This is a genomic window from Paenibacillus sp. P4_E11 (assembly GCF_056401635.1).
In genome coordinates, this window is sequence record NZ_JBFUIX010000002.1 from 165,944 (window position 1) to 180,192 (window position 14,249).

Below are 14,249 nucleotides of genomic sequence, written 5' to 3' on the forward strand. Positions count from 1 at the left end.
ATGAAATGTGAGTCGGATTATACGAGATTGCCAAGCCGGAAATTCATCGGTTGTATAAAGCTTATCTGATGTGTGTTTCCATTTAATAATCCTACACTGTCATGAAGGCGACATTGTTTTGGATCGAGGTTTCGGTACCCAAATCTTTGATGCCGCTTGAATCGGGGAGGGTCGTGCCGAACAACAGCTGATTGCCGTTCGGCAAACGTATCCCCGACGATATTTCCCTGGTCAGTCTGGCGCATGCCGAGAATCTTTTTGTACCCGAGCTATCGCGGCCGATGCTCATGATCCGAGAATCCGGAATCCGCGCCGCCGAGCGAATGCTATGGCGAATGGCGAATCCGCATCTGCCTTACGAGCATATTTTGCTACAGGGAGGCTTTTATGAAGGTTCGACGGTGAAGGCGCTTTGAGTTAACAACAAAAAACCGCGATTTACGCGGTTCGTTATGTCTATATGTGGTGCATCAAAAGGGGCTTAACCTACTTTGCCCAGAAAAATCGCTATCTCATCCACCTTCGGGACGAAATAGCGATTCGAAAAAGGTTTACGATCGGCTCCATCGTCGCAAGTCGGGCAAATCGAAATAGGATAGCATACCGGGCAAAATCGTGCTGACGGTATCGTTTGCCTCATAATAACGCGTTCGGACCCAAGAAGCGACGCTGTCCGAGGCTTCCTCGATTTCAAGCGAAGAGATCCGGTCATCGAGAGCCGCTGCGATTTCGGCATATAGATGAAATCGTCCCCGCGCGAACATATGCGTGTGTTCCGTTGTGCTATACGGCAGCAACCCGATCAGATCCACTGCACGCGTAACGTCGAAAACGCGTACGGCGGCCAAGCTGTCGTCCAGCCAGAACAAGTCGGTCGTCAGCTTATGCAGCGTTCCAAACAATTGCCAGAGCGGAAGCGGGTTGATCGGATGCGGGGTGCAAACCCCGTCGGCGGTCACATCCAATACGAGTACGATTCTACGCTGCGAACATGTATGGCGGATCCACTCGAACTTGTCTTGAAGCTGTTTTGTGCCGCGATCCCACAAGCCGATCGTAACCGGCAGCCTTTCGCCGTCATAAGCAGGATCTCGAAAAACAAACGCATGATTGAAAATGCCTTCCTGGCTCCACCATATGTAGCTTTCTACCGACAACCCTTCCGCTGGCGAAAGTTTCAAATGCCGGGGGTTCAAATCGGGAACGATACGACCGCCATACACGCGCTCTTTTAACCAATCGAAAGCTTGCTGCTTGCAAAGGTCATCGGGAATCAACTCCAGCTTGCTTTCGATTAGGCGCAATCGGTCCAAATTTTCGTCGTAAACGGCGCGGGCGTCCTGGAAATGGGCCCGCACTTGACCGCTCGGGGTGCAATTTAGAAGTTCGGGACTAAACGGAACAATACCCAAACCATCCGACTTCGTTTCTTTCCGTCCAAGCAAATGTTCGGCAAAAAATGCAGCTGCCTTGTTGGCAAGCGGAGGGCTATATTGATGCACGGATCGGTCTTCCGCGGCCGCCGGCATATCCGGTATACCGTACATCTCCCAGAATCGTTTCGTCCGAGCGACCGTACGCCTCGTGCCCTCAATCGGAAAAAAATCGGAGGTGACCGCGAGAATCATGACCGGACGCGGCGCCATGGCGAGCACCAAGTCTTCATGGTCCAAGCCCCATTTGGTCATCCCGCGCCATATTTGCTCCGCATCCTGCGCTTGGCCGGCGTACATGTACGTTTCCCGGTTCATGATAAAGGTGCCGGGCGCCGCAGCGGCAATTCGGGTATCGCACAACATGACCATGCCCGTCTGCAATCCGCCTCCCGAGTTGCCCGTCACGCCGATTCGCTTCGGATCGACTTCGGGCAAACTGCACAAATAATCGATGGCCCGCATCGCATCATGAAGAAAATAGCGGGCAATTCCGTCGCCAAGCGGCAAACATTGGCTGCCTGCATGATCGTGCTCTTTCGTTCCGGGGCGAACGGCTGCTTCGCCTTTGTCAGGCTCGTAATAGCTGAGTCTCTCTCCTTGTCCAACCGGATCCATGGCAAGTACTATCAATCCTTCGCCAACGAGCCGCTGGCATACGGATTGGTAGCGGTCATATTGTTTCGCATTATCCGCGTGACCGCACAGAAACAAGACTGCTGCGGACGGACCTTCAAGCCCATCCGGCACATATAGGTTGCAGGTGACGTAGGTGGACGGACGGGACTGAAAAATCAGCTTGTCGATTTTGTAGCCATCTGCTTGAAGCTTGCCGGTAATTTCAGCTTGAAGCGGATGATCGAAGGAAGGCAATCCCCCGATCGACTCAATCAGCTTTTCGCGCATGAACGATGAGTGCGCTTCCAAATCTTCGACGGTCCGGATCTTGTCGCGGGCACGGTCTCCTTCGTCGAACGCAGCTTTGGAGCGATCATATACCCATCGCTTGAATTGGTCTTTCACGTCGTAGATGGATAAGTTGAATGATTCGAGATCCTGGACTCCCATTGCCTTTCATCCTCTCTTCTTAAACGAATAGGACGGTTCCGAACTTCTCGGGCATGTGGTAATCGACCCGATCGGTCCTCGATCAAGCCCAATAATGCCCGGGTTCGGTTCGATCTGCTCCCAGCGGATAACCGGATCGGACACGTAAGCGCATCGGTATTCCATCTTCGCCGTTTCCATCTCTTCAACATCCTTTCCGTTTCGTTCTGATAAATCGGTACGATAAAGTTTTTAGTAATCGATTACTAAATTCGACTTCATTATATTACGATCCATTTTTTAGAGTCAACAAATTGTGGAAAGAAAAAGACGAAAGCTTTGGCTCTCGTCTTGAGATCGAAAGGCTGACCCGGCATGGGCCATGAAAATTCGGAGTGGACAGTCGAACGAACTGAAACCTTTCACCGTCGATGCGCTTAGGACCTTAATTCGAAATATAGACTTGAAAATAACGTTACCTCATGTTTTATACTGTGGCCGGTAGAAAGCTAGCGAAGAGAAAGGGGATGATGAGCTCGGTTTATAACTGGACGAGACCCGCCAGATGATACACGACGGTGGAATTCAAGTCCGTGGGAACCGGTACACCGCTCGTCTATAACGAACTCCAATCCAGAAAAGTAGAGTGATGAAATCACCTTATGAACCTTGCTCTAGCAGTTAAGAGAGGGAACCTCCAGTTCCACCCCGAAAACTTATACTTTAGCCTCCCAAGTCGGGGTAACCACTTCTATGGGAACTTGCTTCCCGAAGATAAAGTGAATAAGATCAAGGAACTGTCGCAACACGGTAAGGTCGCTATGATCGGAGACGGCATTAACGACGCTCCTGCACTCGCAACTGCTCAGCTAGGAATTGCCATGGGTAAGGGAACGGACAGTGCGATTGAGACAGCGGATATTGTGCTGATGCAAGACCATCTGGGCAAACTGCCAGAAGCAGTGAGCGTGGCCAAGCGCGTCAGTCGGGTCATTCTGTTCAACATCACCGTGTCGCTCGGATTGAAATTGATCGCTCTTCTTCTTACGATTCCAGGGTTGCTGACCTTATGGATCGCCATTCTGTCCGATATGGGGGCTACTATATTCGTGACTTTGGTCAGTCTGACCATCCTTATTCAGCGGAGAAATGACGAATAATCTCACTATGGAAAACGACTTTGGTGAAAACAAGGAGTAAAGGTATACTATTGGAAAACCCATAAGCGAGGAAATCAACTTGATCCGAACATTCGCTGTCACCCAAGGGCTTCAATTTCTGCAGGATGTGCCGTTGAAGGACCTTACCCGCGAAGATATCGCCTGGTATTGGGTGGATTTCGACGCTCCGACAGAAGAGGAAGCGCAACTATTGGAGCGACACTTCCACTTCCATCCCCTTGCCATAGAAGATTGCTTTCATCTGCTGCAACGACCCAAGGTCGACCATTATGAGGACACTCACTTCTTCGTTCTGCATGCATTGGATCAGAAGAACTTATCCGCGCATGAAGTCGATCTATTCCTCGGTCACAAGTTTCTTGTGACCTATCACAATCAGAAGCTTAGGGAGCTGGATGACGCGTGGCAACGGATTACGACCCAGAGCAGCCTCTGGGCCAAAGGGCATCTATTCGCCATGTACATGGTTGTCGACAAACTAGTGGATGAATACTTCCCTGCCGTCTATCTGATTGAAGATCAATTGCTAGAAATCGAGACGGTTGACCGTCGCCTTAGCAGCCATTCCTTGATGAACGATGTATTTGAAATCCGGTCCAAATTGTTGAAACTGAGAAAGACGATCATCCCTATGCGCGATCTGCTGTATCGATTGATCAATTCGGACCGGATCGATGAGTTTAGAGAGCACCGCGTTTATTTTACAGATATCTACGATCACCTATTGAAGTTGTCTGAGATGATCGACTCGAACCGAGATATGACGGCCGATATGCGAGACAATTATGTATCACTCAGCTCCAATCGGATGAACACCATCATGAAAACTTTGACCGTGATTACGACCATCTTTATGCCCCTGACATTTATTGCAGGCATATACGGGATGAATTTCAATTATATGCCCGAACTCAACTGGCGATGGGGCTATTTTGCGGTGCTCGGCATTATGTTCGGCATCGGCTTCGGGATGTTCACCTGGTTCCACAGAAAAGGATGGTTTGAGTAAAAGATGAACAGTTTACTTCAGAATGGAGTGCCTTCGATCCGATATCGACTGGGTGATACCCCATACTGCTCCGTGAATTGTCGGGTGAAATAGTGCATACTGCTGAACCCGAGCTCCTCGGCAATCGATGTAATCGAACGGTTGGTTTCTTGCAGCAGCGTAGTCGCCTTCTTCATCCGGAGTTGAATCTGGTAATCGTTCGGAGACATGCCGGTCTCTCGTTTGAATAAGCTGTAGAAGAAAGAAGGCTGGAGGCCGCATTTGCTGCTCCATTCTTCGTTGCTCAAGCGAAGTTCAGGATGCAGTTCCATCTCGCGGAGCAATCGGATAATGCGTTTGTCCGTTGGACAGGAATCATGCAGCACATTGTGCCACTGCAGCAGCCAAGAATAGAATACGCTATTCACCGCTTCTGTCCGGTAATGCTGCAATTGGCCGAATAGTTTATCGATTAAGCGGATCAAATCGACCAGTTGCGGATAAGGCAGCAGGGAGCTTCGCACCGGCATCTGATCCAACTCTGGACACGGAAAGCTCGGTGTTGCCCGTTCAGCTTGAAAGGCCTCCCCGGCAAAAGCGAATTGCGGAAGTAAAGATGGCGGCGGTTCCTTCAACCATAGATCACAATAAATATTGTAGGATTGCAGCGGCGGTTCCACGATATGGAACGAATGACGGATGCCGGGCCGGATGAACATGAGCGTTCCATTCTCCACAGGGAACTTTTCCCGATCCACGATCATATAGCCATTGCCGCCTGTAAATAAGTGAAACCCGTAACAGTAACCGATTCTTTGGCGTTCGCCAATAGACTTGCGAAAATAGTAATATCGCGCCAAACGAATCATCGGATCCAGCTCTGACAATTGTCTCATCATGACCTCCACGGTTAGCGTATGAATATGCAAATCAGCGTAGCATAAGCCAAATACAGCGCTTTAAAGTGGATGATAAACTAGGAGGCAGCACAGAGTTTACCTAGGAAGGTCGGATGACTAGATGCAAGCAAATACCGAATACGGCGGTTCGTTATCGCAAGAACAATTGGCCCAATACCATACCGAGGGCTATCTGGTACTTTCCGATTTGTTATCTGCTGAAGACATGCTGGCCCCCAGGCAGGCCATGCAAGAAAAAGTGTCGTGGATTGCTGACGAAATATTCAACGCGGGTCTCGTTACGGATAAGCTTGAGCATTACCCATTCGAAACCCGACTGGCGGCCCTCTTCAGTGGACTAACCGATCAAGATTTCCTGAAGTTTGGACGCGGATGGCGGGATCGGTTACCCGGATACTTCCACTTGATCAGCAATCCCAAGATCTTGGACGCTGTTGAATCCATCATCGGCAGTGAGATTTTTGCCAGTCCGGTATATAACGTCCGCCCGAAGGTACCACGCGTCGCAGCAGGGGCTGTCCCTTGGCATCAAGATAAATCTTATTGGCCGAATGCCAATGCCAATCCCGTTATTACGGTATGGATTTCGTTTGTTGATGCTACGTTATTGAACGGCTGCTTGCACCTGAAGCCCGGATCGCATGAGGAGCAGCTTCTCGATTGGCATCGGGAAACCCTTACAGGCACAGGGTATACGGCCTTACACGAAGAGCAGCTTGCTGCGCATGGGGAAACATTGCCCTTGCCTGTAAAGGCGGGTACCGCAATCTTGTTCAACGACCGCTTGCTGCACATGTCGACACCGAACAATTCGAACGGCGTGCGTTGGAGTGTCGATCTGCGCTACCAACCGACCGATCAAGATCCGATGCTGCAGCACGGTATCGGCTTCCTGGCGAGAAGCCAGAAGTATCCCAAGCGCGTTGCCCAATTGGAGGATTGGCTGGCTTTGCGACCTGAGCGTGAAGACGATAGCGATTCGGAATGATCGCTCATATCTCCCTATAATCCTGCGGTGTTGCTTAATAAGTTCGCACACGACTTGTTGAACGTAGTAGGAGGGTAACCATATAGAGAGGGATTATGATGAGGACTCCTCGTCCATAATACACATTGTCAATACTAGTATAGGTGGCCTAAAGGTTACGAACAAGATTCTTTTTCTTACCCCGTTACATTTCTTTACGCGACAGCCCTTGAGTTTCAAACGCACTCATGTACAAAGAAAGCCGCCCCTCAAGTAGATGATCTACTTGAGGGTTAGCCCTTCTCAGCCACAATCTTAATGATTCTCCATGGTACAGGTAGTCGGAAGTCTCCCACTTCAGCAAGCTGGCTGCGTCGTACAGAGCATCCATTCACTCTTTTTTCCTTTGCAATTCGCGGTATTGTCCAGGCGTCATGCCCTCCTGCTTGCGGAAATACCGTATGAAATTTTGGGGGTTCGTGTAATGCAGCTTTTCGGCAATGTCCGTGATTTTCATATCCGTATCGGTCAGCAGGTCCTTGGCCTTTTTCAGCCGATACGTGGACACATAATCGCTGAAGCTGACGCCGACCTCCTTGCGGAATACGCCGCGGATGTAGTCAGGATGATAACCCAGCCTGGATGCGCAGTCCTCGAGAGACAGCTCGGTGTCCGCCTCGCTTTGAATAATGGCGAGCATCTGATCGGAAATACGGGCATATTGCTTTTTCCGCAACCCTTCCAACCGATTAATCAGGGGGTGAATCAGCACATGCCAGAACCACAGCTCCAGCTCCTTGACCGTCTTCAGGTTGTATAGCTCGTCAATGAGCGACTTCTCCCCCTTGATATCAGCTTCTCTCTCGTCACCCAGCGTCTGCTGCAGACGGACAAGCGCGAGCAGCAACGATGTTAACGGCACGAAATATTCACGATGGCTGACCTTCTCTTGGAAGATCCCGTGCAAGTAGGCGGCTAACCGCTCTCGAGCTAGCTCCTCATCGGCCAGCTTGACGGCATCGAGCAGCTCCCGCTCCATCGTCACGGGCAAGCGAGCCAGCTGGGTTCCCTCCGGTTCCGCATCTTCGATATAGATCACAGAGCCCGGCTCCATGCGAATCGCATATTTCAACGCTTCATTCGCATCCTCATAAGCCAGTCGCGCTTCGCTGATCGTCCCATACGATCGGCTGACGCCGAACGTCACGCTCAGCTCCAGGAATTGCGCCACCTTCAGCTTCAGCTCCGCACATAGCTCATTGATCATCTGCTTAAACCGCTCTTCCTCGCCCGCCGCGCACCCCATCAGATTGACCTGCTTGCGGTGCATGACTACCGGCTTCAGCCTTCGCGGCAGCGGGATCAGCTCTTCCGCTATATTGTTGATGGAGAACAGCAATAAATCCTCGTCTATTTCCTCGTACCGGGTCTCGCGCAATGTATCGATTTGCACCGCTATGACACACACATGCGTCCACTGCCGATCCCAATTGAAGGCGGCCAGCTTCTCGCCGACTTCGCGCGGGGACAGCTCGCCCTCGTACAGCTTGATCATGAACAGCTCTTCTAATTGGAACCTTTGTCGTGCCACCATATTCTTCAGGTTCGTCTGTGCGCCGAGAATATCCCGCACCTGGTGGCCGATATACCCGATCTCATCGGCATTGCCGATCGGTCTGAGATCCGGCTCGGCCTGCAAGTCGCGGTACAGCCTGTTGATCGGACGGTACATTCTTCTCGAGCCGAGCCAGGACAAGGTTAAGGTGACGCCGAGAATAATGAAGCAAATCGTATAGGTGTACCACTTGATCACTTGGGAATCCTGGGTGATCAGCTCGACGGAGCCAATGGATACATAAGCCCACCCGGTATAGGCGGATTTCCGATACACCACCGCCGCCTGGTCATCGCCCTTCGTCCGGAAGCTTCCGACCGGATTCTCGCTTGCAAGTACAAGGCGCAAAGCCTCCTCATACCCGGCTGCTCGCCAGCCCGGCGAGGGGTCGCTATGCGCGAGCACCCCCCCGGCTTCGCTGACGATCATCACCTCGCCCAGCTCGCTGCTGCCCGCTAGCAGGCGGGCGAGCTCCTCGCTCTGGAATTTAACAACAAGCAATCCGGAGGGATTCAGCGAATTCAGGGGCAGCTTCTTCACTAGATGGACTTGATCGCCGTTCGCTGTCGAGGCCCAGAAGGTCGATTTACCCGCTTGCTTGTATCGATCCAACTGCTCAGCCTCGCGATAGTCCGACAGCCGCAATACCTCGGTGCTATTATCGAGCACCCACCCTTGATTGAAGCTGACCAGCACGATGTCGTCGATCCCCAACTCGAAGCTTTGCAATTGATGCAGCCCTAGCAGTAAGCCGTTAACCGTCTGGAACTGCTCCGGGACCAGCTTCATATTGATCGCACTGACTACCAACGCCGAGTTAATAAAATGCGTAGCCGTTGTATCCGCAGCCCGAAGAATTTGCTCCACCCGTTGCTGCGTTTGCTGCATGTTCAGTTGATTCCCCTTCGCCACCTTATCCTCGATCATCGCGGATGACTTGTGGTACGACAACACGCCCAATACGGAGACAGGCAGGGTGCCCAGAGCCAGACTGAACAGGAACAGCCTCATTAAGAAACGGGGGGAGCGGATTTTCATAAACTTACAACCTCCACAAAACAGCTACTTGTTGTTAACATGCTAGGCTAGGTAAAGCTACCTTCGTCGAGAGACAGTGCTTCCATTGTAACGCAAATGATTCTATCTCGTCTCGCGATTCACGTTCACCTATTTTTTCTGCTTGTTATACTGAGCGGTGTATTCTTCGATCACTTTGTCTCCGCCGCTTTTACGCCATTGGTCCACCGCCTGGTTCCAGCCGGCTTCGTCGATCGTACCCATGATGTACTTGACGCGCGCATCTTGGACGATCTTCGTCAGCTCCGAGCCCTTCTCCGCGAGCGTAGCCGACTCGAATGATTCCGCCGGATTGGCGATAGCGATTTCCGTGTTCTTCTGGAACATTTGCTTGTATTTCTTAACGATCGGCGCATCCTCACCTGCATCCGTCTGGCTGCCGTCATCATAGCGGAGCTGGTAGATCGAGTTGATGTCGGTTTCGTATGCCTTCCCGTCCGTACGCGTAGGCTTGCCGTTCTCGACCTTGAAATGCTTGCCTTCAACGCCCCATTCGAACAAGTTTTGCAGCTTTTTGTCCCCGAGCTTATCCAGGAATCCGAGAATTTGCTTCAGTTCCTGCTCCGTCTTGATGCTCGTCTTCGGGAACATATACACGCCCACATAGCCCCCGTTGTATAGCATGAGCCGTTCGCCCTTCGGTCCCTTAATCCGGCTTGCTACGTCGAGCACCGCGCTAGGGTTCGCTTTGACCAGATCATTGAAGCCTGCGTTCACATCGTCCAGCGTGCTGATAATGAGTCCCGCTTTTCCCTGATTGACCGTCTCCTGGCGTTTGGTGCCGGGTACGACAGCAAAATCCTGGTTGATCAGCTTCTCGTCGTACATCCGCTTATACAGCTTGAGCGCGTCGATGTACTCCTTCGTCATGAAGTCCGGCACCACCTTTCCGTCTTGAAGGCCGTATAGATTCGGCCCGCCATTCCAGGCCAAGATGGTCTGGAAGCCGTTCATGCCCCGTCCTTCATACATGCCGAACGTGTCGTCCTTGCCGTTCTTGTCCGGATCCTTCGTCGCGAACGCCTTGACCATATTATAAAAATCGTCAATCGTCTTCGGCTCGCTAAGACCGACCGCATCCAGCCAATCCTTGCGGTAAATGATCCCTTCGCGGGCGACAGGGCGACTCCGGTAGATCCCGTAAATTTTCCCGTCAATCGAGATATTGTTCAGCACAAGCGGATTCAGCTTGCTCAGATTCGGATAGTCCTTCAGATAAGGGCCTACTTCCCAGAACATCCCGGATTTCACGGCATTCACGATCCCGGATGATTTATTGCTCGCGATCATCATGATTTTGGGCAGCTCGCCCCCCGCGATGGTGGCGTTGATCTTGTCGTTGTAAGCTGAATTGGGCACCCATGTGATGTCTAGCTTCGTGTTCGTGTGGGCCTCGATCAGCTTGACCGCCTCGTTGTCCGCCTTAGGCGGCTCCGGCGTGTAGTACATATTCATCATAGACAGCTTGAGCGGCTCCTTCGGGACCTCCTTCTCGCCGACCGCAGTCGGCGTCTTATCGGATGGAGCAGGCTCTTGGCCTCCGCAGCCCGCGATTAGCGTCGTAAGTGCGACAGATACGACTCCGAGTACCCGAAGTTGTTTCCAGTTCTTTGTTCTATTCATCGTAATTCCAGCCTCCCTAATAGTGAATACCTTCATCCTTTAACCGAACCTAACAAGACGCCTTTGGCGAAGTGTTTCTGCAAAAACGGATAAACAATCAGAATCGGCAGCGTCGAAACGGTGATCACGGCCATTTTGATCGATTGCCGCGGAATCGCGACGGCTTCGTTCACCTGGCTCGAGTCCCCGATGCCCCCTTCGGACATAATGACCACCTGCCGCAGCAGCACCTGAATCGGCCATTTCGACGTATCATTGATGTACAAGATGGCCGAGAAGAACGAGTTCCAATGACCGACCGCGTAGAACAGCGAGAACGTGGCGATCGCGGGCATGGACAAGGGGAGTATGATTCTAAACAATATCATCATGTCATTGCAGCCGTCTATCTTGGCTGATTCCTCGATGCCCTCCGGCATTTGCTGGAAAAAGTTTTTGAGGATAATGAGATTGAATGCGCTGATCGCACCAGGGATCAACAGCGACCAGAGCGTATTCGTGAGCCCCAGCGTCTTGACGATCAGGAAAGTCGGGATCATCCCTCCGCTGAATAACATGGAGAAAATGATCATCAACATGACAGGCCGGCGTCCAAGCAGCTCCTTGCGCGATAAGGGGTAAGCCATCAGAGCGGTGAAGAAAATATTAATGCATGTACCTGATATCGTAATGATAATCGTATTCACAAGACTGCGCACGATCGTATCGGTCGAAAAAATGTAAGCATAGGCAGACAACGAGAATTGCGTCGGAATGAGGACGATGCCTTGCTTCGCATATTCCTCCGGTGCGGCGAACGAGCCGAGCACCATATACAGGAACGGTACGACCGCCAGCAAGCCGAGCAATAGCAAGAAGGCGTAGTTGAAACTATCGAACAGTCGACTGCCTGAATTTCGGCCTAACATAGAATCCTCCTCTCGGCATTAATAAATGCCCTCTTCCCCGAATTTTTTGGCCAGCGCGTTGGATGCGAGCACCAGCACTAGCCCAACGAGCGATTTGAACAACCCCACCGCCGTACTGTAGCTGAACTGAGACTGGTTAATCCCCACGGAATACACATAAGTGTCGAATACTTCGCCTACGTCGCGGTTCAACGCGTTCAGCATCAGAATAATTTGCTCGAAGCCGGTATCCAGGAAATGCCCGAGCCGCAAAATGAACAAAATCACGATCGTGCTTCGAATCGCAGGCAGCGTAATATGCCACAGCTGGCGCCAACGGTTAGCCCCATCGATCTTAGATGCCTCATACAGCTGCGGATCGACCCCGGCGAGTGCCGCGAGGAAGATGATCGTGCCCCATCCCGTTTCCTTCCAGATGACCTCCGACAGAATGAGCGTGCGGAACCATTCGCTGCTGATCAGGAAATTGACTTTCTCGCCGCCTGCCATGGCAATCAGCTCGTTCACCAAGCCGCCCTCCACCGTAAGCAACATATAGGCCATCCCGACCACAACCACCCAGGAGAAAAAATGCGGAATGTAGATCATCGTCTGGATGAATCGTTTGAATCGTTCATGACGTACCTCATTCAGCAGCAGGGCGATAATGATCGGCAGCGGGAAGAAGAATACAAGGTTGTAAATCGCCAGCACGATCGTGTTGCGAAGCAGCATCCAGAACGTCGGCTCCCCGAAAAAACGAGTGAAGTGCTTGAGTCCCACCCAGTCGCTATGCCAAAATCCGAGAAAGGGCTGGTAATTCTGAAACGAGATCAATACGCCCCACATGGGCAAATATTTGAACAGAATAAAATAGATAATGCCAGGCAGCAGCATGTAGTAGAGCCATTGGTCGCGAATGAGCAGCTTGCCAATTCGTCTCCTACCAACCGTCGCGGATCGCGATGTCGTGTCGGGTACAGCTTTATGTTGTGCGAGCAAGATGCTCGTCCTCCTTCTGTCTAACCTTTCTAGAATTCCTTGATCACCGGCCGACCTTCTAGCCAAGCAATCATTTGCATCACCAAATAGTTCCAGTTCCGAAAGCCCTTGTTCAGCATCGGCTCGCCATTGTCCGGCTGGTAATATTCATGAAGGCCGCCGAAGCGCTCGATATCCCGGCCGAATAGGAGCACCATCTTCTCCACCAATTCCTTCGCATCGTTCTCGAAGCCGTAATCCATAAGTCCGCGGAAGGTCATGTAATTCGAGATTCCCCAGATGGGACCGAGCCAGTTAGAAGGGTTGCGCGTAGCCCGCGCGTTGTACATCTTCGAATAATTCCAACGTATACTTGCACGGGCCGCCTTCTGGTGTTGTTACGAGAAACTGGCTGCCGCTCAGGTCGTATTCCACCTCGGCCACCTGATCCAGCGAATCGAGTACGATGGAGAAGCGCTTCGTGAACAAATAGCCGCCTATCGTGAACCGGCCTCGCTCTGGAATATCGATCGGCTTGGCATGTCTAATCCGATGCTGCTCGCTCCGATAGCGCATCTCATCCAGCTGCTGTGCCGTCGCATGTCCCCAATGCTCGCGGGTACCGACCCCTTCCAGCTCCCAGTACTCCAGTCGTTCGCTCTTCTGAAGCCTTTCCAACCGCTCCTTGTACATCCGGGCTTGTTCCACAGGGACACGGATATCCGTGTCGCCATGGTATACCAACAACGGTGTCAGCAGGTTGGAAGCCAGTGCCAGCCCGCTTCGCGAGGCGTAAGCGGTCGGATTCGCTTGCGGCGGATGGCCGATCCAGATGTCCAGCTCATCCTGGAATTCCCCTATCGCGTCGTGCTCGTACCAGACGGCATAATCGCTTATGCCGCACATCGCCGTTGCCGCTGCGAACAAGTCCGGGAACTTGGCGATGATCGCATAAGCGTTCCCTCCGCCCCCGCTTCCACCTTCGAAATAGACGAGCGAGGGATCATCCATCCAGTCGCGGTAATGCTGCCGTGCATAGTTGATCGCGTCCATCACATCGAACAGCTCCCAGCCGTTGCAATCCGGCGAACCGTCGGAGAATGCACGTCCTCGCATATCGACCTCGAGGACCAATTCCTCCCCCGCCGGTGTGTCCATGGCCTCGAATGGCGGGATGCTCATGTGCCAGCCATGTGTCGTCACCACCAGACGCGACGGCTTCCCGGGCTTCAGCACCCGCATAGCTAGCAAAAGCTCAGGATGGCGGGAAGAGCGATAATAAATGAAATCGCAATAGGGCGAGTAGCGGTTCTGCCGAGGATGGTCTGTCTGTTTCCCGATCTGAACCCGATCCTCGTATTTTTCGTAATGCACTTTTCCCCCTCCATTCTCTTGTTCCCCTCAGCTCCTCGACTGACACTACTGATGCTAATGAATCGCCTCATTACCGTCTACAATCATTACCGAAGGGATTGACGATCCGGGGCTGACAATCCAGAGCGAGTGCATAATCATATCCGAGTATCTGCA

13 protein-coding genes and 1 pseudogene are annotated in these 14,249 nt (G+C 52.0%); 4 read left to right on the forward strand and 10 right to left on the reverse strand.

Annotated elements, in window-relative coordinates:
* Positions 1 to 91 precede the first annotated feature (91 nt).
* The gene (locus AC1DWB_RS01690) at positions 92 to 289 is read right to left on the reverse strand and encodes a hypothetical protein (protein ID WP_477539327.1); all 198 of its coding nucleotides are present in this window, start codon (positions 287 to 289) and stop codon (positions 92 to 94) included.
* Between AC1DWB_RS01690 and AC1DWB_RS01695 the strand changes: the two genes are divergently transcribed.
* Positions 237 to 416 (forward strand): hypothetical protein, encoded by a 180-nt coding sequence (locus AC1DWB_RS01695; RefSeq protein WP_477539324.1) that lies wholly within the window; start codon positions 237 to 239, stop codon positions 414 to 416. The genes AC1DWB_RS01690 and AC1DWB_RS01695 overlap by 53 nt on opposite strands.
* A gap of 135 nt (positions 417 to 551) precedes the next feature.
* On the opposite strand, the gene AC1DWB_RS01700 is transcribed toward AC1DWB_RS01695, so the two are convergent.
* On the reverse strand, positions 552 to 2,501 hold the full coding sequence (locus AC1DWB_RS01700) for an alpha/beta hydrolase family protein (RefSeq protein WP_477539285.1): 1,950 nt from the start codon (positions 2,499 to 2,501) through the stop codon (positions 552 to 554).
* Positions 2,502 to 2,507: 6 nt separating this feature from the next.
* Complete coding sequence (locus AC1DWB_RS01705) at positions 2,508 to 2,681, reverse strand: hypothetical protein (protein ID WP_477539286.1); 174 nt, start codon at positions 2,679 to 2,681, stop codon at positions 2,508 to 2,510.
* Positions 2,682 to 3,229: 548 nt separating this feature from the next.
* Here AC1DWB_RS01705 and AC1DWB_RS01710 point away from each other — a divergent pair.
* Positions 3,230 to 3,640 (forward strand): annotated as a pseudogene (locus tag AC1DWB_RS01710) (HAD-IC family P-type ATPase); the annotation flags it as partial.
* A 79-nt stretch (positions 3,641 to 3,719) separates the two neighbouring features.
* The gene (corA, locus tag AC1DWB_RS01715; protein ID WP_477539287.1) at positions 3,720 to 4,670 is read left to right on the forward strand and encodes a magnesium/cobalt transporter CorA; all 951 of its coding nucleotides are present in this window, start codon (positions 3,720 to 3,722) and stop codon (positions 4,668 to 4,670) included.
* A gap of 17 nt (positions 4,671 to 4,687) precedes the next feature.
* Here corA and AC1DWB_RS01720 read toward each other — a convergent pair whose 3' ends face one another.
* Positions 4,688 to 5,548: a helix-turn-helix domain-containing protein gene (locus AC1DWB_RS01720; protein WP_477539288.1), complete on the reverse strand. Its 861-nt coding sequence runs from the start codon at positions 5,546 to 5,548 to the stop codon at positions 4,688 to 4,690.
* 121 nt (positions 5,549 to 5,669) lie between these two features.
* On the opposite strand from AC1DWB_RS01720, the gene AC1DWB_RS01725 reads away from it, so the two are divergent.
* Positions 5,670 to 6,557 carry a phytanoyl-CoA dioxygenase family protein gene (locus AC1DWB_RS01725; protein WP_477539289.1) on the forward strand — a complete coding sequence of 296 codons (888 nt, stop codon included), beginning with the start codon at positions 5,670 to 5,672 and terminating at the stop codon, positions 6,555 to 6,557.
* 370 nt (positions 6,558 to 6,927) lie between these two features.
* Here AC1DWB_RS01725 and AC1DWB_RS01730 read toward each other — a convergent pair whose 3' ends face one another.
* The 6 genes from AC1DWB_RS01730 to AC1DWB_RS01755 all read right to left on the reverse strand — a co-directional run bounded on the left by AC1DWB_RS01730 (position 6,928) and on the right by AC1DWB_RS01755 (position 14,093).
* On the reverse strand, positions 6,928 to 9,189 hold the full coding sequence (locus tag AC1DWB_RS01730) for a helix-turn-helix domain-containing protein (protein WP_477539290.1): 2,262 nt from the start codon (positions 9,187 to 9,189) through the stop codon (positions 6,928 to 6,930).
* Between the two features lie 129 nt (positions 9,190 to 9,318).
* Entirely contained in the window at positions 9,319 to 10,851 is a 1,533-nt protein-coding gene (locus AC1DWB_RS01735; protein ID WP_477539291.1) for an extracellular solute-binding protein, read from the reverse strand.
* A 32-nt stretch (positions 10,852 to 10,883) separates the two neighbouring features.
* Positions 10,884 to 11,759 carry a carbohydrate ABC transporter permease gene (locus AC1DWB_RS01740; protein WP_477539292.1) on the reverse strand — a complete coding sequence of 292 codons (876 nt, stop codon included), beginning with the start codon at positions 11,757 to 11,759 and terminating at the stop codon, positions 10,884 to 10,886.
* An 18-nt stretch (positions 11,760 to 11,777) separates the two neighbouring features.
* Entirely contained in the window at positions 11,778 to 12,635 is an 858-nt protein-coding gene (locus tag AC1DWB_RS01745) for an ABC transporter permease (RefSeq protein WP_477539325.1), read from the reverse strand.
* 134 nt (positions 12,636 to 12,769) lie between these two features.
* Positions 12,770 to 13,069 carry an MGH1-like glycoside hydrolase domain-containing protein gene (locus AC1DWB_RS01750; RefSeq protein ID WP_477539293.1) on the reverse strand — a complete coding sequence of 100 codons (300 nt, stop codon included), beginning with the start codon at positions 13,067 to 13,069 and terminating at the stop codon, positions 12,770 to 12,772.
* Positions 13,035 to 14,093, reverse strand: coding sequence for an alpha/beta hydrolase family protein (locus tag AC1DWB_RS01755; RefSeq protein WP_477539294.1), 1,059 nt, complete (start codon positions 14,091 to 14,093; stop codon positions 13,035 to 13,037). The genes AC1DWB_RS01750 and AC1DWB_RS01755 overlap by 35 nt, the downstream gene beginning before the upstream one ends.
* Positions 14,094 to 14,249: the final 156 nt, after the last annotated feature.